General features: G+C 71.9%; 17 protein-coding genes and 1 pseudogene. 9 read left to right on the top strand and 9 right to left on the bottom strand.

Annotated elements, in window-relative coordinates; all coding sequences use genetic code 11:
* Window positions 1–92: 92 nt before the first annotated feature.
* A complete protein-coding gene (locus ACGFYY_RS05020; RefSeq protein ID WP_393707142.1) occupies window positions 93–2,522 on the bottom strand; it encodes an ABC transporter in 2,430 nt (809 codons plus the stop codon).
* Window positions 2,523–2,572: 50 nt separating this feature from the next.
* A complete protein-coding gene (locus ACGFYY_RS05015; RefSeq protein ID WP_393707141.1) occupies window positions 2,573–3,562 on the bottom strand; it encodes an LLM class flavin-dependent oxidoreductase in 990 nt (329 codons plus the stop codon).
* A 60-nt stretch (window positions 3,563–3,622) separates the two neighbouring features.
* On the opposite strand from ACGFYY_RS05015, the pseudogene ACGFYY_RS05010 reads away from it, so the two are divergent.
* A pseudogene (locus ACGFYY_RS05010) lies at window positions 3,623–4,115 on the top strand (hypothetical protein).
* Window positions 4,116–4,231: 116 nt separating this feature from the next.
* Here the strand turns inward: ACGFYY_RS05010 and ACGFYY_RS05005 are convergent.
* A complete protein-coding gene (locus ACGFYY_RS05005; RefSeq protein WP_030012846.1) occupies window positions 4,232–4,447 on the bottom strand; it encodes a dodecin in 216 nt (71 codons plus the stop codon).
* A 163-nt stretch (window positions 4,448–4,610) separates the two neighbouring features.
* Here ACGFYY_RS05005 and ACGFYY_RS05000 point away from each other — a divergent pair, with 163 nt between their 5' ends.
* The 3 genes from ACGFYY_RS05000 to ACGFYY_RS04990 all read left to right on the top strand — a co-directional run bounded on the left by ACGFYY_RS05000 (window position 4,611) and on the right by ACGFYY_RS04990 (window position 7,866).
* Window positions 4,611–5,873, top strand: coding sequence for an extracellular solute-binding protein (locus ACGFYY_RS05000; RefSeq protein WP_393707140.1), 1,263 nt, complete (start codon window positions 4,611–4,613; stop codon window positions 5,871–5,873).
* A gap of 176 nt (window positions 5,874–6,049) precedes the next feature.
* On the top strand, window positions 6,050–6,913 hold the full coding sequence (locus ACGFYY_RS04995; protein ID WP_393707139.1) for a GNAT family N-acetyltransferase: 864 nt from the start codon (window positions 6,050–6,052) through the stop codon (window positions 6,911–6,913).
* Complete coding sequence (locus tag ACGFYY_RS04990) at window positions 6,910–7,866, top strand: lysophospholipid acyltransferase family protein (protein ID WP_393707138.1); 957 nt, start codon at window positions 6,910–6,912, stop codon at window positions 7,864–7,866. Before ACGFYY_RS04995 ends, ACGFYY_RS04990 begins: the two co-directional genes overlap by 4 nt.
* On the opposite strand, the gene egtD is transcribed toward ACGFYY_RS04990, so the two are convergent.
* The 4 genes from egtD to egtA are packed head-to-tail and all read right to left on the bottom strand — an operon-like array spanning window position 7,749 to window position 12,134.
* Entirely contained in the window at window positions 7,749–8,723 is a 975-nt protein-coding gene (gene egtD, locus ACGFYY_RS04985; RefSeq protein ID WP_365281589.1) for an L-histidine N(alpha)-methyltransferase, read from the bottom strand. The genes ACGFYY_RS04990 and egtD overlap by 118 nt on opposite strands.
* Window positions 8,720–9,478, bottom strand: a complete 759-nt coding sequence (gene egtC / locus ACGFYY_RS04980) for an ergothioneine biosynthesis protein EgtC (protein WP_393707137.1) — start codon at window positions 9,476–9,478, stop codon at window positions 8,720–8,722. The genes egtD and egtC overlap by 4 nt, the downstream gene beginning before the upstream one ends.
* Window positions 9,478–10,824: an ergothioneine biosynthesis protein EgtB gene (gene egtB, locus ACGFYY_RS04975; RefSeq protein WP_393707136.1), complete on the bottom strand. Its 1,347-nt coding sequence runs from the start codon at window positions 10,822–10,824 to the stop codon at window positions 9,478–9,480. The genes egtC and egtB overlap by 1 nt, the downstream gene beginning before the upstream one ends.
* Window positions 10,821–12,134: an ergothioneine biosynthesis glutamate--cysteine ligase EgtA gene (gene egtA / locus ACGFYY_RS04970; RefSeq protein ID WP_393707135.1), complete on the bottom strand. Its 1,314-nt coding sequence runs from the start codon at window positions 12,132–12,134 to the stop codon at window positions 10,821–10,823. The genes egtB and egtA overlap by 4 nt, the downstream gene beginning before the upstream one ends.
* Before the next feature lie 106 nt (window positions 12,135–12,240).
* Between egtA and ACGFYY_RS04965 the strand changes: the two genes are divergently transcribed.
* Window positions 12,241–13,074 carry a TIGR02452 family protein gene (locus tag ACGFYY_RS04965; RefSeq protein ID WP_393707134.1) on the top strand — a complete coding sequence of 278 codons (834 nt, stop codon included), beginning with the start codon at window positions 12,241–12,243 and terminating at the stop codon, window positions 13,072–13,074.
* A 114-nt stretch (window positions 13,075–13,188) separates the two neighbouring features.
* On the opposite strand, the gene ACGFYY_RS04960 is transcribed toward ACGFYY_RS04965, so the two are convergent.
* Window positions 13,189–13,494 carry a hypothetical protein gene (locus tag ACGFYY_RS04960; RefSeq protein WP_393707133.1) on the bottom strand — a complete coding sequence of 102 codons (306 nt, stop codon included), beginning with the start codon at window positions 13,492–13,494 and terminating at the stop codon, window positions 13,189–13,191.
* Window positions 13,495–13,958: 464 nt separating this feature from the next.
* Here ACGFYY_RS04960 and ACGFYY_RS04955 point away from each other — a divergent pair, with 464 nt between their 5' ends.
* From ACGFYY_RS04955 to ACGFYY_RS04940, 4 genes are all read left to right on the top strand, one after another.
* On the top strand, window positions 13,959–14,591 hold the full coding sequence (locus ACGFYY_RS04955) for a helix-turn-helix domain-containing protein (protein WP_393707132.1): 633 nt from the start codon (window positions 13,959–13,961) through the stop codon (window positions 14,589–14,591).
* A 75-nt stretch (window positions 14,592–14,666) separates the two neighbouring features.
* Window positions 14,667–15,248: a toxin-antitoxin system, toxin component gene (locus ACGFYY_RS04950; RefSeq protein WP_393707131.1), complete on the top strand. Its 582-nt coding sequence runs from the start codon at window positions 14,667–14,669 to the stop codon at window positions 15,246–15,248.
* A 424-nt stretch (window positions 15,249–15,672) separates the two neighbouring features.
* Window positions 15,673–16,881 (top strand): MAB_1171c family putative transporter, encoded by a 1,209-nt coding sequence (locus ACGFYY_RS04945; protein WP_393707130.1) that lies wholly within the window; start codon window positions 15,673–15,675, stop codon window positions 16,879–16,881.
* Window positions 16,878–18,308, top strand: coding sequence for a pyridine nucleotide-disulfide oxidoreductase (locus ACGFYY_RS04940; RefSeq protein WP_393707129.1), 1,431 nt, complete (start codon window positions 16,878–16,880; stop codon window positions 18,306–18,308). The genes ACGFYY_RS04945 and ACGFYY_RS04940 overlap by 4 nt, the downstream gene beginning before the upstream one ends.
* Before the next feature lie 57 nt (window positions 18,309–18,365).
* On the opposite strand, the gene ACGFYY_RS04935 is transcribed toward ACGFYY_RS04940, so the two are convergent.
* Window positions 18,366–19,253 carry a LysR family transcriptional regulator gene (locus tag ACGFYY_RS04935; RefSeq protein ID WP_393707128.1) on the bottom strand — a complete coding sequence of 296 codons (888 nt, stop codon included), beginning with the start codon at window positions 19,251–19,253 and terminating at the stop codon, window positions 18,366–18,368.
* Window positions 19,254–19,273 lie beyond the last annotated feature (20 nt).

Below are 19,273 nucleotides of genomic sequence, written 5' to 3'. Positions count from 1 at the left end.
GCGCGGTTCGCGCCGGGCGCCGCCTCGGCAACCGCGGCGGCGGACCTCCGGCCCCGGCCCGCGACACCGGCCGGCGTCGGCGACGCCCGTGGTCACCCCATGTGACCGGCCCCGAGGGCCCGCGCCAGGTACGGGGCCGTACGGCTGCCCGTCGCCGACGCCACCTGTGACGGCGTACCCGCGGCGACCACCCGGCCGCCCGCCGTGCCGCCGCCCGGGCCCAGGTCGATGACCCAGTCCGCGCCCGCGACCACCTCCATGTCGTGCTCCACGACCACCACCGAGTGCCCGGCGTCCACCAGCCCGTGCAACTGCCGCAGCAGCACCCGGACATCGGCCGGATGCAGCCCGGTCGTCGGCTCGTCCAGCAGGTACAGGGTGTGGTCCCGGCGCAGCCGCTGGAGCTCCGTCGCCAGTTTGATCCGCTGTGCCTCGCCGCCCGACAGCTCGGTGGCCGGCTGCCCCAGCCGCAGGTAGCCCAGCCCGATCTGCTCCAGTGCCCGCAGGCTGCGGGCCGCCGCCGGCACCTCCGCGAAGAACGCCGCCGCCGACTCCACCGTCAGGCCCAGCACCTCCGCGATGTTCAGGCCCTCGTACCGGACCTCCAGGGTCTCGGCGTTGTACCGGGCCCCCGCGCACTCGGGGCACGGGGCGTACGTACTCGGCAGGAACATCAGCTCCACCGAGACGAAGCCCTCGCCCTGACAGGTCTCGCACCGGCCGCCCGGCACGTTGAAGGAGAACCTGCCGGCCTTCCAGCCGCGGGCCCGCGCCTCCGCGGACGCCGTGAACAGCTTGCGCACCACGTCGAACAGTCCGGTGTACGTGGCCAGGTTGGACCGAGGCGTCCGGCCGATCGGCTTCTGGTCCACCTCGACCAGCCGCCGCACGGGGAAGTCCGCCTCGGCGAGCCGTTCGCCGACCTCCCGCGCCAGCACCTGCCCCACCAGCGTGGACTTGCCCGACCCCGACACCCCGGTCACGGCCGTGAACACCCCGAGCGGGAACTCCGCCTCCAGCTCGCGCAGGTTGTGCCGGTCCACCCCCGTCAGTCGGATCGCCCCGGTCGCCGGGCGCACCTGCCGCGGCGCGGCGGCCGGCTCTCGCGCCGCGAACAGGTGCCGGGCCGTCGCCGATCCCGCCACCCCGGCCAGGTCCCGCGGCGGACCGCTGTGCAGCACCTGCCCGCCGTGCTCCCCGGCCAGCGGGCCCACGTCCACCAGCCAGTCCGCGTGCCGCACCACATCGAGATGGTGTTCCACGACGAAGACCGTGTTCCCGGCCGCCTTCAGCCGGTCCAGTACGCCCAGCAGCGCCTCGGTGTCGGCCGGGTGCAGCCCCGCCGACGGCTCGTCCAGGACGTACACGACCCCGAAGAGGCCCGATCGCAGCTGCGTGGCCAGCCGCAGCCGCTGCAACTCGCCCGCGGACAGGGTCGGCGCGGTCCGGTCCAGGCTCAGATAGCCGAGCCCCAGCTCCGTGACCGGCCCGATCCGGGAGCGCAGGTCCGCGGCCAGTACCCGGGCCGCCTCCCCGGCCGACGGGTCGGAGGCGGGTGCGGAGGCCAGTACGGCGTCCAGGTCGGTCAGCGCCAGCGCCGCCAGCTCCGCGATGGTCCGCCCGGCGAAGGTCACGGCGAGGGCCTCCGGACGCAGCCGCCGCCCCTCGCACACCGGGCACGGCGAGTCGGCGAGGAACTTCTCGGCGCGGGCCCGCAGGGTGGCGCTCTTGCTGTCGGCGAAGGTCCGCATGACATAGCGGTGGGCGCTCATGTACGTCCCCTGGTAGGGCCGTTGGATCCGCTCGGCCTCCCGCACCGGGTGCACGGTCACCACCGGCTGTTCCTCGGTGAACAGGATCCACTCGCGGTCCTTCGCGGGCAGCTCCCGCCAAGGTCGGTCCACGTCGTGGCCGAGCGTGTCCAGGATGTCCCGGAGGTTCTTGCCCTGCCAGGCGCCCGGCCAGGCGGCGATGGCACCCTGACGGATCGACAGCCCCGGGTCGGGGACCAGGAGTTCCTCGCTCGTGCGGTGGATCCGGCCGAGTCCGTGGCAGGAAGGGCAGGCCCCGGCGGCGGTGTTGGGCGAGAAGGAGTCGGAGTCGAGCCGCTGCGCACCCGGCGGATAGGTTCCGGCCCGGGAGTACAGCATCCGCAGGGAGTTGGACAGCAGGGTCACCGTGCCGAACGAGGAGCGCGAGCCGGGGGAGGAGCGCCGTTGCTCCAGCGAGACGGCCGGCGGCAACCCGGTGACGGAGTCCACCTTCGGCGCGCCGATCTGATGGATCAGCCGCCGGGCGTACGGGGCCACGGACTCGAAGTACCGGCGCTGGGCCTCGGCGTAGAGCGTGCCGAAGGCGAGCGAGCTCTTCCCGGAGCCGGAGACCCCGGTGAACACGGTCAGCGCGTCGCGCGGGATGTCCACGTCGACGCCGCGCAGATTGTGCTCCCGGGCGCCCCGGACCCGTACGTAGGCGTCGAGGGGCATGGGGGGAGGGGTGGGGGTACCGGCGGCCTGGTGCATTCGTCCTATTTTAAAGGCTCGTCCTGACGGCTCGGTTCGAAGGCTCGCCTTCAGAGGCCCGCGATCCGGGCGAGCCGCGCGGCTGAGTCCAGGAGCGCCGCGCGGTCGTACGTGGAGGTGGTGACCAGCAGTTCGTCCGCGCCGGTCCGTTCCGCGACCTCGGCCAGCTCGGCCGCCACCTGGTCCTCCGTGCCGTGGATGTGGCCGGCCAGGGCGCCCTCGTAGAGCTCGCGCTCCTTCGGGGTCATCCGCAGCGCCTCGATCTCCTCGGCCGGGCGCAGCGGCGGGAAGCTGCCGCGGGTGCGGGAGTGCGCCAGGGCCCAGGCCTCCGGGACCAGGATGCGGCGGGCCTCCTCCGGGGTGGCGGCGACCGCCACGGTCCCGGAGACCACGACGTACGGCTCGCTGCCCCCGGCGGAGGGCCGGAACTCCTTGCGGTACGCATCGACGATCCCGCTCACCCGGTCGCGGGCCCGCAGGTCGCCCACCACCAGCGGCAGCCCGGCCCGGGCGGCGATCCCGGCGCCCTCGCCGGTGGCCAGGACGAAGGTCGGGATCCGCAGCCCTTCGGCGGGGTGGGCGTGCACCTCGGGGTGGGCCCGCTGGGTGCCGTCGAGCCAGCCCAGCAGTTCGGCCAGCTGCTCCTCGAAGCGGTCGGCGTCCCCGGTGTCACGGCCCAACGCCCGCCGGATGCCGCCCGTGAAGCCGACCGAACGGCCGAGGCCCATGTCGATCCGGCCGGGGAACAGCGACTCCAGGACCCCGAACTGCTCGGCGACCACCATCGGCTGGTGGTTGGGCAGCATGACCCCGCCGGTGCCGACCCGGATCCGGTGCGTGGCTCCGGCGACGGCGGCGGCCAGCACCGTCGGAGCCGAGCCCGCGACACCGGGCACGCTGTGGTGCTCCGAGACCCAGAACCGGTGGTAGCCGAGGTCCTCGGCCGTCCGGGCCAGTTCCACGGTGTCGCGCAGGGCCTGCGGGGCCGGGTGGCCCTGGCGGGTGCGCGACCGGTCGAGTATCGAGAGTTTTCGGATCACACAGGACTCAACGCCCGGCGGCCGTGAGGATTCCCCGGACGGCTCTCCTACGCTGGCGGCATGAGTGAGCACACCACGCGGCCGTTGGCCGTCTTCGACCTCGACAACACCCTGGCGGACACCGACCACCGTCAGCACTTCCTGGAGGGCCGGCCCCGGGACTGGAGCGGGTTCTTCGCCGCCGCCCCGGCCGATCCGCCGCTCGTGCGCGGGGTGGCGCTGGCGGTGGAGAGCTCGGCCGACTGCGAGGTGGTGTACCTGACCGGGCGGCCCGAGCGGTGCCGCGCGGACACGCTCGACTGGCTGGCCCGCCACGATCTGCCCGCGGGGCGGTTGTTCATGCGCGGCAACCAGGACCGACGGCCGGCCCGCACCACCAAGCTGGAGGTGCTGCGGCGGATCTCCCGGGGGCCGGGAGGTGCGGATGCTCGTCGACGACGACGAGCTCGTCTGTCAGGCCGCGCGCGCCGCCGGATTCCGGGTGGTGCTCGCCGACTGGGCGGCGGACGCGCCGGAGCTGGAGTCGGCCCAGGAGGTCGACGGCAGGACCTGATCGGGGGACCGACCCGGAGCCGGGGGATCCGGAGGTTCGGCGGATCCGGCGGGTCCTGGGGGTCCGGCGGCGGGCTCGCCCCCGGAGACCCCCGGGGGCGAGCCCGCCGCCGGGGCTCAGTCCTCGCCGTCGAGACGGAAGCCGACCTTGAGCCCCACCTGGTAGTGGGCGATCTCCCCGTTCTCGATGTGGCCGCGTACCTGAACCACCTCGAACCAGTCCAGATTCCGTACGGTCTGGCCCGCCCGGGCGATCCCGTTGCGGATGGCCTGATCGATGCCCTCGTGGGAGGTGCCGACGATCTCGGTCACCCGGTACGTGTGATTGGACATGGAGTCTCCCGACAGTGGGTGGCTTTTGCCTGGTTCTACGGTGCCCCAGTAAGTCCGGGTGCGCGAACTTTGAGCGAACAGTCCCGAGCGAAAGGCCCTTGACCGGCCTATTGGTCTATGCCAATTTCGAGCCATCTGAGTCCGAGCCCAGAAGGTGGCCCTCTTGAAGACGCGATTCATCGCCGTGTGCACAGCCCTCGCGGCCGCGACCGCCCTCACGGGCTGCGGCCAGTCGGCCGACCCGGCCGACGGGTCGCGGAAGGTGACGCTCTGGCTGATGAAGGGCAGCGCCTCGGAGGACTTCATCGGTAAATTCACCGCGGCGTTCGAGACGGAACACCCGGGCATCGACCTGGACGTCAGGATCCAGGAGTGGACGGGCATCGGCGACAAGGTCAACGCCGTCCTCGACGGCACGAGCAAGGAGAGCGCCGACGTCATCGAGGTCGGCAACACCCAGGTCGCCACGTACATCGAGACCGGCGGCCTGGAGGAGCTCACCCTCGAAGGCCTGCGCGAATGGGGCAGCAAGGACTGGCTCAAGGGCCTCGCCGAACCGGGAACCATCAACGGCGCCCAGTACGGAGTTCCCTGGTACGCGGCCAACCGGGTGGTCATCTACCACAAGGACCTCTTCGCGACCGCCGGGATCAAGACCCCGCCCAAGAACCGCCAGGAGTGGATCCAGGCCACCCAGAAGCTCGACAAGGGCGACCAGCAGGGCATCTACCTCGCGGGCCAGAACTGGTACGTCCTCGCCGGCTTCATCTGGGACGAGGGCGGCGAACTCGCCGTCGAGACCAACGGCAAATGGGTCGGCGCCCTCGACGACGACAAGGCCCTGGCCGGCATGGACTTCTACAAGCAGCTCCAGGCCCTCGGCGACGGGCCCAAGGACGCCGACGAGGAGACGCCTCCGCAGTCCCAGGTCTTCGCTCGCGGCCAGGTCGCCCAGATCATCGCCCCGCCCGGCCAGGCCGCCGAGATCGAGGCCGCCAACCCGGCCCTGAAGGGCAAGCTCGGCTTCTTCCCGATCCCCGGCAAGACCTCCGACAAGGCGGGTGCCGTCTTCACCGGAGGCTCCGACCTGATCATCCCGGCGCGGACCGGACAGCGGAAGGGTGCCGTGGACGTGATCACGGCCCTCGTCAGCGAGAAGTGGCAGACCGAACTCGCCCGCACGATGAGCTACGTGCCCAACAAGACCACCCTCGCCCATGTCGTCGACGGGAACGAGGGCGCGGCCAACATGGCTCCCGGCGCCGCCCAGGGCCGGGCCACCCCGACCTCCGCCCGCTGGGCCGAGGTCGAGGCGAAGAACCCGATCAAGCCCTTCATGACCGCCGTGCTCACGGGCCGGGACCCCAAGCAGGCCGCCAAGGCCGCCTCCGGGGAGATCGGCAAGGTGCTCAGCTCCGACCGCTGAGCCGCCCCTGAGCCGGAGCGGAGCCGCCGCCGAAACGGGGGCACCGCCGAGTTCAGCGTCCGCACATCCGAGGGCCGCTGAGCGGTCATGTCGAATCCAGCCGGTCACGGAAGAAGTAAAGGAGCCAGGCCACGCACCTGCGGGCCTGGCCCTCCGTGCCCGGATCAGGAGCCGCCATGACCATCGCACCCCTGTCCCCGTCCCCCCTCCCCGCCTCGGCGCCGGCCCCCGCGACCGCGACGACGCCCGTGCCGGCCGCCCGCCTCACCCCCGTCAGGGCCCACGTCGCGGCGCCCGCCGCGCCGTCCGAAGGACCGCGCTACGCCGTCCGCCTCGCCCGTGACGAGGACGAGGTGCGCGCCGCCCAGCGCCTGCGCCACCAGGTCTTCGCCGGCGAGCTCGGCGCCCGCCTGGACGGGCCCGAGCCCGGCCTCGACGCCGACGCCTTCGACGCGTACTGCGACCACCTCCTCGTCATCGACGAGGAGACCGAGCAGGTCGTCGGCACCTACCGGCTGCTGCCCCCGGAGCGCGCCGCCATCGCCGGCCGCCTCTACTCCGAGGGGGAGTTCGACCTCTCGGCCCTCGCCCCCATCCGCCCCGACCTCGTCGAGGTGGGCCGCTCCTGCGTCCACCCCGACCACCGCAACGGCGCCGTCATCGCCCTCATCTGGGCCGGCCTCGCCCACTACATGGACCGCACCGGACACAACTGGCTCGCCGGCTGCTGCTCGATCCCGCTCGCCGACGGCGGGGTCCTGGCCGCCGCCACCCGGGAGACCGCCCTGACCCGCAGCCTCGCCCCCGAGGAGTACCGGGTCACCCCCCACCTCCCCTGGAGCCCCGAGGGCATCACCTTCCCCGACCGCATGGAGCTGCCCCCGCTGCTGCGCGGCTACCTCCGCCTCGGCGCCTGGGTGTGCGGAGAGCCCGCCCTCGACGCCGAGTTCGGCTGCGCCGACCTGTACGTGCTGCTCTCCCTGCGCCGGACCAACCCGCGCTACCTGAAGCACTTCCGCTCGCTCGTCCCGGGCGCATGAGCGTCTGGCTGCCCACCTCGCCGTGCACCCCCGAGGCCTGCGCCGGCCACGAGGGGGACACCGCGAGCGTGCCCCGGGCGGTGCTCAGACTCGGCGCCGCCGTCGCGCTGATCCTGCTGGGGATCCTGGGCGCCCCGCCGGTCCGGCTGCTGCCGGCCGGCCCCCGGCACACGGTGGTACGGGCCTGGTCGGCCGCGCTCGTACGGGCCTTCGGGATACGGATCACCGTCCACGGCAGCCCGGGGCCGGGCGGCGGCCGGCTCCTGGTCGCCAACCACATCTCCTGGCTGGACATCCCCCTGGTGGCCGCCGTCCTGCCCTGCCGGATGCTCGCCAAGAGCGACATCCGGGCCTGGCCGGTGCTCGGGCGCCTCGCCGGACAGGCCGGCACCCTGTTCATCGAGCGCGACCGGATCCGCGCCCTGCCCGCCACCGTGGGGACCCTCACCGGAGCCCTGCTGGCCGGGGACCGGGTCACCGTCTTCCCCGAGGGCTCCACCTGGTGCGGGCGCGCCCAGGGCACCTTCCGCCGGGCCGCCTTCCAGGCGGCCCTGGACGCGCGGGTCCCCGTACAGCCCCTGCGCCTCACGTATCTGCGGTGCGACGGGCAGCCGGCCGGGGCGCCCGCCTTCGTCGGGGACGACCCGCTGACCGCCTCGCTGTGGCGGATCGCCCGGGCCCGCGGGGTGCGGGCCGAGGTCAGGCTGCTGCCGCGGATCCCGCCGGGCCGGTACGCGCACCGGCGGGACCTCGCGGCGGCGGCTCAGCGGGCGGTCGCCGGATCCGCGATCACAGCCGCGGTCATCACCCCGAACCCGCTACCGGGCATTCCCACTCAGCCGGGCAGGCCGTCGGCGACCGACAGGGACAGCGCGAACCGGCCCCCCGCGTCCGTCCACCACTGGGTCAGCTCCAGCCCGGCCGCGGCCAGCTCCTTGCGCACGCCCTCCTGACGGAACTTCGCTGAGACCTCCGTCAGGATCTCCTCGCCCGCCGCGAACGGCACCACCAGATCCAGCGCCCTGATCTTCACCACCAGGTCCGAGCGGGCCCGCAGCCGCATCTCGATCCATTCCTGCTCCTTGTTCCACACCGCCACGTGCGCGAAGTCGGCCGTGTGGAAGTCCGCCCCCAGTTCCCGGTTGACGACCGCCAGCACGTTCTTGTTGAACTCGGCGGTCACCCCCCGCGCGTCGTCGTACGCCGCCACCAGCACGGCCTCGTCCTTCACCAGGTCCGTCCCCATCAGCAGCGCGTCCCCGGGCGACAGCATCGCCCGGACCGACGCCAGGAACACCGCCCGCTCCGGCGGCAGCAGATTCCCGATCGTGCCGCCCAGGAACACCACCAGCCGGGGCCCGGGGGAGTCCGGCAACCGCAGCGCGCGCGTGAAGTCGGCCAGCAGGGCGTGCACCCGCAACCCCGGGTGCTCCGCAAGCAGCGTCTCGGCCGCCCCCCGCAGCGCGCTCTCGCTCACGTCCACCGGCACGTACGTGTCCAGCGCGGGCATCGCCTCGATGAGGTGCCGGGTCTTCTCCGAGGACCCGGAACCCAGCTCCACCAGGGTGCGGGCGCCGCTCTCGCCGGCGATCTCCCGCGCCCGCTCCAGCAGGATCTCCCGCTCCGCGCGCGTCGGGTAGTACTCGGACAAGCGGGTGATCTCCTCGAAGAGCTCACTGCCCCGCGCGTCGTAGAACCACTTGGGAGGCAGCACCTTCGGCGTCTGCGTCAGCCCGTGCAGGACATCCGTACGCAAGGCCGACTCCGCGGCGTGCTCGTCGAGTGTCCGGGTCAACCGAAAGTCGTTCACAGGGAGTTCTCCTTGAGCGGGGTCAGTTCGACCCTGGTGCGGGTGGCGGTCAGGAGGGTCCGGTCGGGCACTTCGCGCCACCGGGTGTCGTCGTCGTACGGCTCGGAGGCCACCACGGTGCGCCGCCGCTCCGCGTCGGCCAGGTACCAGAGCGAATCGCCCCAGGCCGTCGCGGCGATCGAGACGCCGTCCGTGAGCAGCAGGTTCAACCGGGAGCCGGGAGCGGCCGAGGCCAGCTCCCGGACCGGCTCGGCGAGCGCCGTGCCCAGGTCGTCCCCGGCCCGCAGTCGGTGCAGGACCAGCGCCCAGACCAGCGCCGAGTCCGTGCGCGCGGCCAGCCGGAGCAGCGCCGCCGGCGGCAGCCCGGCGGCGAGCGGGGCGGCGGACTCCGGCCAGCCGCGCACCGCGCCGTTGTGGCTGAACAGCCACGGCCCGTCCGCGAACGGGGCGGCCGCCGCCTCCCCGTCGGCCCCGGGATCCGTGGCGTCGCGTACGGCGGCCAGCACGGCCCCGCTGCGGACCACCCGGGCGAGATCGGTGAAGGTCAGGTCGCCCCAGATGGGCCCGGAGCGCCGGTAGCGGGCGGGCACCGGGTCGCCGTCCGCGTACCAGCCGATGCCGAAGCCGTCGGCGTTGACCGTCCCGGACCGTTGGCGGAGCGGCTCCCAGGACTGGCGCACCAGTGAGTGTCCCGGCTCGCTCAGCAGCTCCCCGAGTGCCACCGCCGGGCCCAGGTAAGCGAGATGACGGCACATCAGACGTCCCTCGCGGTCCGGAAGCCGGCGAAGATCTGCCGTCGCACCGGAAGGTCCCAGTTGCGGAAGGTGCCCCGGCAGGCCACCGGGTCCACGGCGAAGGAGCCGCCGCGCAGCACCTTGTGCTCCGGGCCGAAGAACACCTCCGAGTACTCCCGGTACGGGAAGGCCCGGAAGCCCGGGTAGGGCAGGAAGTCGGAGGAGGTCCACTCCCACACGTCGCCGATCAGCTGGCGCACCCCGAGCGGGGAGGCCCCGGCCGGGTAGCTGCCGACGCGCGCCGGGCGCAGGTGCCGCTGTCCGAGGTTGGCGTGTGCGGGCGTCGGGTCGGCGTCGCCCCACGGGTAGCGGGTGGAGCGTCCGGTCGCCGGGTCGTGCCGGGCGGCCTTCTCCCATTCCGTCTCGGTGGGCAGCCGCCGTCCCGCCCAGCGGGCGTAGGCGTCCGCCTCGTACCAGCTGACGTGCAGGACCGGTTCCTCGTCCGGCACCGGCTCGATCACCCCGAAGCGGCGGCGCAGCCACTGGCCGGCCTCCTGGTGCCAGAACAGCGGCGCCTCGATGGAGTGCTCACGGATCTGCTCCCAACCCGCGGCCGCCCACCAGCGCGGATCGCGGTAGCCGCCGTCGGCGATGAACGCCAGGTACGCGGCGTTGGTCACCGGCACGGTGTCGATCCAGAAGGGCGCGGTGTCCCGCACGTGCGACGGACGTTCGTTGTCCAACGACCAGGGCTCGGCGCTGGTGCCCATGGTGAACGGCCCCCCGGGGACCAGGACTTCCGCCGCGAGCGGAGGATCGTAGGGGCCGTCCGGATCCGGGGCGGTCAGCACGGGAGCGCCCCGCCGTAGCTGGTGGGTGATCAGCATGGTCTCGTCGTGCTGCTGCTCGTGCTGGGCGATCATCCCGAAGGCGAAGCCGTCGTCGAGGAGCGTGCTGCCCTCCAGCGGCGTCTTCTCCAACAGGTCGAAGACCCGGCCGCGTACCTCGGACGCGTAGCGGCGGGCCTCGACGGGCCCCAGCAGCGGCAGCTTGGGCCGTTCGGCGCGGGGGTGCTGGAAGGCGTCGTAGAGGGGCTCGATCTCGGGGCGCATCGACGCGCGGCCGGCGACGCGCTGGAGCAGCCAGAGCTCCTCCTGGTTCCCGATGTGCGCCAGGTCCCAGACCAGCGGTGACATGAGCGGGGAGTGCTGGGCGACGAGGTCCGCGTCGGTCACGGCGTCGGTGAGGCCGGCGGTGCGTATGCGTGCCGCGGTCAGGGCGGCGGCCGCCCGCTCCCGCAGTCGGGAGGCGGAGTCGGGAGCGGACTCGGGCGTGGACTCGCGGGCGGAGGGTGATCCGGTGGTCATCGGCGGACCTCTTTTCCGGTGAGCACCTGCGTGGACGCGTCGTCGGCCGGACATCGGCCGCGCAGTACGTAGCGTTCGGTGAAGGCACCGACCGTGTCGCGGACGTGTGTGCTCGCGCCGAGCCGGGGCAGCGCCTCCGCGACCGCCCGGAAACAGGCCTTCGCGGACGCCCGCAGTTCCGGATCGGCGAGACCGTGCCGGGCCGCCGACCGCCAGAGCGGATTGCGGGGCGCCGGCCGGGTGCCGTAGGAGTCGGCCAGGGCCTTGGCCACCCGGTATGCGGTCTCGGTGGCCTCCGGATCGTCGAACAGCGCGTGCACGACGGCCACCGGCACCAGCCAGCCGTCGTCGCCGGACTGTGCGTCGATCATCCGCAGCTCCAGGTGACCACGGGGCCGGACCGGCGGGAAGAGCGTGGTCAGGTGGTAGTCCAGGTCCTCGGCGGTGGGCGCGCGCAGCCCGGAGTGCCCTCCCGTGCGCAGCCAGTCGCGGAAGGTCGTACCGGGCGGAGCCTCCCACGAGCCGTCGCCCTCGTAGGACCGTACGCACATCACCTCGGTGTCCAGGGCCTGCCGGGTCCAGCCGCCGCGGGGTTCCGCGTCCAGCGGTGGGGCGAGCGCGCGCCGGGTGTCCAGGTCGCTCCAGATCCCCTGGCGCGCACAGCGCCAACCGGCGTACGGGCCCTCGTGCGCGGGGGAGTTGGCGAAGGCGGCCACCAGGACCGCGCCCAGCAGGTGCGCGAGGCGCCAGCGCCGGCCGTGGCCGAGCACGCCCGGCTCCTCGTACCCGGCGTCCACACAGACCTGCACGGAGGCGGAGGCGCACATCATGGCGCGCCCGGCCGGTCCGGTCCGGTCGAAGTAGGCCTCCATCGCGTCGTAGCGCGGGCTGTTCAGCAGCCGGCGGTACGGGAGGCGGGGATCGCGGCCGAGGCCGCGCAGGACCAGGCCCTGGGTCAGCAGGGCGGCGCGTACGGCGGTGAGGTCGTCCTGCAGGTCGTCGACGCAGCCCGTGAGGGAGGTGGCGGGGGCCGAGCTGAGTTCGAGCTGCCCGCCGGGTTCGACGGTCACCCGGGAGTGCAGGGGAAGTGCCCGGGCCGCGGTGTGGGCGGCCCGTAGCCGCTCGGGCGGCACAGGCCGGTCGGGGCGCTCGGCGTCCAGGACCAGCCATTCGAGCTCGGCGCCGAGGAGGCGGGGCGGGCCGGTCTTGAAACAGATGCCGTGGATCAGGTCCTCGGCCTGCGTCTCGCTGATCGAGGGCACGGGGGGCGGGCCGGACGTGGGTGGGGGAGCGGTCGGGTCCTGGGACATACCGGGTCCTCGTCTCCTGTCGTCGGTCGTGACATCACCCGTGCCTACCCCTCCTCGGGGCACAAATTCCTTTGCCGCCGGGAATCGCGGTGCGGAGGATGGCGGCGTGAGCAGCAGATTGCGCGAGATCGCGCGGGAGAACGCGGAGATCCTGGCGGCCGGTGGGTACCGGACGCGGACGGGACGGCAGGTTTCCCTGGCCGCCGCCCTGGCGGAAGCCAAGGCCGGAACCAGGATATATGGACCAAACCGAGTCATTCCAGATGAAACGATTGCCTCCGGCGGCGGCGCGACCGTCGTCGAGGTCACCGGGGAGAGCAGCACGGTCGCCGCCCGCAGGCTCGCCACCCCCACCCCGGACCGGCCGGACCCGTCGCCCGTCGCGGTCCTGAACTTCGCCTCGGCCCGTAATCCCGGGGGCGGCTACGTCCGCGGGGCCAAGGCCCAGGAGGAGGCGCTGTGCCGCGCCTCGGCCCTGTACGAGACCCTGCTCGAGGCCCCGGAGTACTACGAGATCCACCGCGCGGAACGCAGCACGTTCTACACCGACCGGGTGATTCACTCCCCCGGGGTCCCGGTTTTCCGCGACGATCGCGGCGGGCTGCTGGAGACCCCCTTCCGGGTCGGCTTCCTCACCTCCCCGGCGCCGAACGCGGGCACGATCCGCCGGCAGGAGCCGGAGCGGACCGCCGAGATCCCGGCGGCGCTGGCCCGGCGCGCCGAGCTGGTGCTGGAGGTGGCGGCGCTGCACGGATACCGGCGGCTGGTGCTGGGTGCGTGGGGCTGCGGGGTGTTCCGGAACGACCCGGAGCAGGTCGCCGAAGCCTTCCGGGGCCTGCTGGCGGACCGGTTCGCCGGGGTCTTCGAGCGGGTCGTGTTCGGCATCCTCGACCGCGACCCCACCACCCGCGAGGCCTTCGCCAGGGCCTTCCCGGCCTGAAGGGTCGCGGAAGGCTGCCGAAGAACCGACGCCGGCTCGTCGAAGAGCCGGCCGCGGGCTCACCCCGGCGAAGGGGGCCGCACGGACATCTCTGGGGTCTGGCGCGTCAAGTCCTCATGCGAGGTCCTCGTCTCCCCAGCGGCTCCAGAGCGTGTGATGCCATTCGGTGGCGTGGGCTTCCGGTGGCGGCACGGGCGGCAGGGGCCCCGGGCCGGTCTCGATCAGGTGCAGGAGCGACCAGGCCACGCCGTAGCAGTCGTCGGGGCCGAAACAGGCAGCCAAGGCATGCGCCTCATCGGCTGTGACGGGCGCGGAGATGGCTTCGAGTCGATCGCATCGGCGCTCGAGTTCCTCCTGGTCGTCGGAGTCCCGGTCGGGGAGTTTGCCGTCGGCGACGAACGCCTGGACTTCGGGTCTCATGTGTGAATGATCGACCGCTGTGGGTGATCTGAGCAAGGCGCGTTGCCGCAGGTGAACGCGTGGGCCGCCGGGTGGGCACCATCGAGCGCGGCTACGGCGACTTCGTCCACGCGTACAGCGACGACCTCTACCTGGACGCGGCCTGCCCTTCACCTCGCGGAACGTATCGTTGAAACGATCGACTCGCACCAGTTCAACGATCGTTTCGTCAACCGGTCGCGGCGCGGCTCTCCGCGCCGGTGCGCGTGGTCGGGCTGAGTCGAGAAGTCCGCTGTGGGGGAGCGGTGTTGGCGCTGGTGTCGAGGCCCTCCCGTGTCGGCCTCGCTCGTCTCGGGCACCGAAGGGTCCGCATGGTGGCGACAGTTGTGAAACGATCGTTGGTCTGATTCAGTGGCCGTACACGCCAGGCGCTACCCTCCAGCGACCAGACCGACAAGACCGAGAACCGACTGCCGGGAGCGATCGTGACGGACGAGGCCAGCCCTCACCTGAAAAGCCTGGCGCGCCTTCACGACCTCATCGAGAAGGCCGACCTCGACTGGTCCGTAGCCCTCGACCCGGAGCCTCTTGCCTTGAGTACCGGGTTGCCGCTTTCGGTGGTCACCATGGGGCTGCACGGACGAGAGATGCCGGTGTTGGATCTGCACAGGCAGGTTCACCAGCGCCTTGAATTCCTGCGGAGTCACCGACCTCGTCCGGACGGAAAGCCGTACTCCCAGAAGGAGATCGGGGATGGGGCCGGCCTGACGCCTCAGTGGAGTGGTCAGCTCCTGAACGGCGGGAAGAAGCCGAGCCTCGAGCATGCGGCCAGGATCGAGGACTTTTTCGGCGTGCCCCGAGGCTTTCTGACCGCGACCCCCTCGCAGGCACTCGATCGCGCCCTCGGTGAGAGGGTGGCCGAGTTGCAGGACGTACACATGGCCGCGCTTCAGCAGGCCAACGAGAAGTTGCAGGCGGATCGGGACAGGCAGGAAGCACTGCTTCGGCGGGCCGACGGAAACCGGGTGCGAGCCGTTTCCTTCCGGGGTTCTTCGTCTCGGGTGAAGCGCGAGGTCCTGGAGGAGCTACTCGCCTCCATCGTCGACGAAGAGGCATGATCGTGACGGTTGCCACCACGACATCGCGAGCATGTCCGAGATCGCGCCGAACCGCGCGGAGCCAAGGAGCCACGGGTGGGGAACGCTAGGAGCCGGCGCGCGCAGCAGCGTTTGGAAAACGAGATGGTCTCGCTGTGTACGGAACTCGCCAAGGGGCTGGGCGAACCGGCGCCTTCGGATACGGAGCAGTTATTCGAGCGGATCGCCGCGTACCTCTCGGTACGGCGGGGGCGGCCCGTTCGTATCCTTCGGAGGGACTTTCCGCGAGAGTTCGGCAGCGTCTCGGGCCTGTGGCTGGATCGTGAGACGGATGACGTGATCGTCGTGGTCAAGAACACGAGCCCGCTGCACTCGCTGGTCATCCTGGGGCACGAGATCTGGCACATGATGCGGGGGCACTGCGGCAGTCATGTGATGGGGGCGCAAGTGACCACCCGGCTTCTGCGTGACGAGCCGAATACCGCGGACCTCGGCCAGGCCGTTCTCGGCGTCGCCGCTCGGACTCACACCGTGCCCGGTGACGAGGCCGAGGCAGAGGCCTTCGGCCGCCGCCTCGGCAGTGAGCTGCGTCGCTATGTGGAACATGACCCGACTGCCCGGGTCCTGAACGGGACTGCCAGGCGCATTCAATCCGCTCTCGGCGCGTCGGGGGATTGATGGAGGGCTCCGACTCCTCCATACCTGCGGCGGTTCTCCTGGGCACGTTCCCGCTCAAGGGGACCGTTCCGGTTCGCCGGTGGCGGGATCCCATGGTCCGGGCCGTGTCCGGCTCGCCGTCCCTCGCGGGGGTCGGGTTCACCCTGGCCGCGGCGCGGACCGTAGTGGCCGGCCTCGGTGCGGTGGCTCGCCCTCGAGGGGGCCTGGGCGCGCCGATCTTAGGGGCCGGCTCACCGGGCATCGCCCGCGTCGCACGCCCGTACAGCCTCCTTGCCCGCCACACCGTGGCTGCGTAATCAGGAAGAAGCAACATGAATGTCCCCAGGCCCTTCCACGGCCGAACGCCCCGCAGGGCCGTGGCCGTATCCGGCCGTCCGGAGCGGCGTCCCGCACCTCGGATTCGTCCTTCGGTCGGTGAGCGGTCGTGACCACTCCCAGCGGCCTGAGCTTCTACATACCCGGGGCGCTTCTGTTCCTGGTGGCATGCGCCAAGCTGCCCGCGTTGATCCGAAACCCGCGCGATCAGCTCCTGCGATCCGTATGGGTGTTGCTCGTGGTCTCCACCGCGGTGTTCTGGTGCTGCGCGGTACCGTCCATCGCGGCCTTCAACCGGCTGACGGGCGTCCCGAACGCGGCGGCTCCACTGGTCTACAGCCTCCTCACCGTGTTCTCCGGCGCCAACATCAGCCTCATCATCCGGTGGAGCAGCGGACCGGAGGACGCCGAGAAGGCTGCGCGCTGGTCCAGGCGCTGCTACGTCGCCACCGCCGTGGTCATCGTTGCGATCAATGCTCTGTTCCTTCTCGGCGATGCGAGCGTCGAGCGGTTGCGGGACCTGGACACGTACTACGCCTCGACCCCGTACATCCGTGAAATGATCTTGCTCTATCTGGTCGCGCACACCACCGCGGCCATCACGATGACGATCCTGTGCCGGCGTTGGGCGCGAGAGGTCCACGGCGAACTCCGGGCCGGCCTGCTGCTGATCGTCGGCGGATACGGGCTCAACTTGGCGTACGACGCACTGAAGTTCGCTGCCATAGGGGCCCACTGGAGCGGCCGGAACTGGGACGTCCTCAGCGTCACCTACGCCGCTTCGTTCGCCTCCTTCTCCGCACTCCTCATCGGGGCGGGGTTCATCCTGCCGCTCCTGTCCCAACGCTTCATGTACTTCTGGACCCCGTGGCGTCGCTACTATCAACTGCGGCCCCTGTGGCGGGAGCTGCGCGACGCCTCCGAGCACAGCATGAGCATCGGCCCCTCGATGCGCACGCCCATCGCGATACGGCTGGTCCAGGTCGAGGCCGACATCCACGACGGCATCCTGACCGTGAGCCCGCACATCGACGCACGTGTCCGTTCGCAAGCTCTGGTCGCCGCATCGGAGTCGTCCCGATCCGACGAAGAGGCGGCCGCCACCGCGGACGCCGCCGCGCTGGCCCACGCCGTGTCCGTGTGGAGACACCATCAGGCGGCTGCGACCGACCCGGAAGAGCACATGAACGATCACACCGAATCCCTCACCTCCGCCCACACCCCCACCGGCCTTGTCCGCATGTCCGTCGCGCTGTCGTCCGACGTCGTCCAGCGCTTTCGCCGTCACGCCGTCGTCGCAGAGAGCAGCCCCCGATGACTCAGCCCCGCCCCTCTCATGCCACCCGCGCCGTCGTGCTCGGCGGTGGACTGTCCGGTACCCTCGCCGCCGCCGCGCTGGCGTCCCATGTGGATGAGGTGTTGATCCTCGATCACGACGTACTGCCCGACGAACCGAAGGCGCGGCCCAGGCTTCCCCACGGCGATCACGCCCACATGCTGTGGGCCGGTGGGGCCGATGCCATGGAGCAGTTGCTTCCGGGCGTGATTCAGGAATGCCTCGACGGGGGAGCGCGCCGCATTCCTGTCCCCACGGGGATGGTCAGCTACGCGCCGGCCGGCTGGTTCCGGCGGAGCTGGGAGCCCACGCACTACTTGATCGGCGCCCTGCGTCAGGAGTTCGACCTGGTCGTGCGCAGGCGTGTGCTCGCCCTGCCGACGGTGCGCGTACGGTGCGGCGTGAAGGTCATCGGCCTGCTGGGGAACGCGGCGAGGGTCGGTGGGGTGCGCGTGCGCAACGAGGATCACGAGCCGGAGACCGTCCGGGCGGATCTTGTGGTCGATGCCACCGGCCGGGGATCGAAGGCTCCTACCTGGCTCGCGGAAATCGGCGGACCTCGCGTTCGGGAGATCACGGTGGATGCCGGCGTCCGCTACGCGAGCCGTCTCTACAAGGCTCCGGCAGGGGCCGACGAGAACTGGCCCGTGATCCATATCCAGGCCGACCCGCGAGGGGGCGAGCCCGGCCGAGTGGCGTCGATCATTTCCGTCGGGGGCGGCCGCTGGCATGTGAGCCTGTCGGGGACCCGTGGGGGTGAGCCCACAGCTCAGGAAGAGCAGTTCGAGGACTTCGCGCGAGAGGCGCGTCATCCCCTCGTGGCCGAAGCGCTCGCTCGTGCGGAGCCCATCAGCGACATCGCGGTCTACGGCCGCACGGCCAACCGACGCCGCTTCTACGACCGGGCCCGGCTCCCGGCCGGGTTCGTCGTCCTGGGCGACGCCGCGACCAGCCTCAACCCTGTGTACGGGCACGGTATGTCCGCTTCGGCACTGGGTGCTCTCGCTCTTCGAACGGTTGCCGAATCGACGCCCGTACCCTCTTCGCGGTTCGGAATGCAGGCCCAGCGACGGATAGCGCGGCCGGCGGCGGACGCCTGGTTGCTGGCGGTCGGTCAGGATCGCTTCTACCCGAACTCGATCGGCGCGAAGCCGAACATCGTCGACCGCATCGGTGCACGCTACGTTGCCCGTCTCACTTACACGGCGACCGACAGCGCCGTCGTGGTGAAAAGCCTGACGGACGTCATGACCATGAGGAAGCGCGCTGGTGAACTGTTCCGGTTGCGTGTCCTGGTGGCGGCCGCCCGAGGGCCGCGCCGGCCGGTTCTGGACGCGCCGCCGCTGACCCCCTTCGAGCTGGCAATCCTCCGGCGAGCGCCCATGGAGCGGCCCACGGCCAAGCACTGATACGACGTGCGCTCCGCACGCTGGGGAGCCCAGATCAGGGGGTCCTGGCCGCGGTGCTCATCCTGGTAGCGGCAGTGTGCCCGCCGCTGAAGCCTCCGCCGCCTCCGCCGCCTCCGCGCTGGCGCGGATCAGCGCGGCCACCGCCCGTGATGTCGTCCGCTCCGGCCAGGCCACCACCACCGCGGTGGGCGGCGCATCGAGCAGCGGCACGCACACCACGTCGGGCCAGGCATGCCGGCGCACCGACTCGGGCAGGACAGCGACCAGCTGCCCCAGAGCCACCAGCTGCATCAGCTGCGAGATGTCACGCACCGGAGGAAGACCGTCATCGGTGGCGTCCGCGTCGTCACCGGGCCATCGGGGGAGCCGCTCTCCGGCCAGATCGGCGAGGTTCAAGGCGGCGCGGCCGGCGAGACGATGGGCCCGGGGGAGCATGGCCACCTGGTCCTGGGCCACGAGCCGTTCGGTGTCGAATCCCGAGACGTCGTCGTAGGGCGCGGTCAGGAACGCGACATCGGCCCTGCCGTCGCGCAGCATCGGAGCCTGCTCCCCGATGCCGCAGACGATCACCTCGATGTCGACGGCATCGGAATCGAGGCGGTAGCGCCGCAGGATCGACTCCAGCAGCCCTCCGTCCCCGTTGGGCTTCATCGCCAACGTGAGCTTCGGATCGGGCCGTCCCGCCCGTTGCGCGCGCCGGACCGATGCCGAGACCGCGTCCAGCGCTTTGCGGCTTTCCGTCAGGAAGACCTGGCCGGCGGTGGTGAGGCGCACGGCCCGAGTGGTGCGTTCCAGCAGCCGCACGCCCATACGCCGCTCCAACTGGGCGATGGCGCGGGACAACGGCGGCTGCGCCATGCCCAAGCGCTGTGCGGCGCGCCCGAAGTGCAGTTCCTCGGCGACGGCGACGAAGTAGGTGAGCTCCCGCGTCTCCGGCACATTCATACCCGCAGGGTATCGTTCGA

The sequence above is a fragment of the Streptomyces sp. NPDC048331 genome (assembly GCF_043201215.1).
GTDB lineage: Bacteria > Actinomycetota > Actinomycetes > Streptomycetales > Streptomycetaceae > Streptomyces.
Note: the sequence above shows the minus strand (reverse complement) of the source record. Positions and strands in the feature narration are given on the sequence as shown.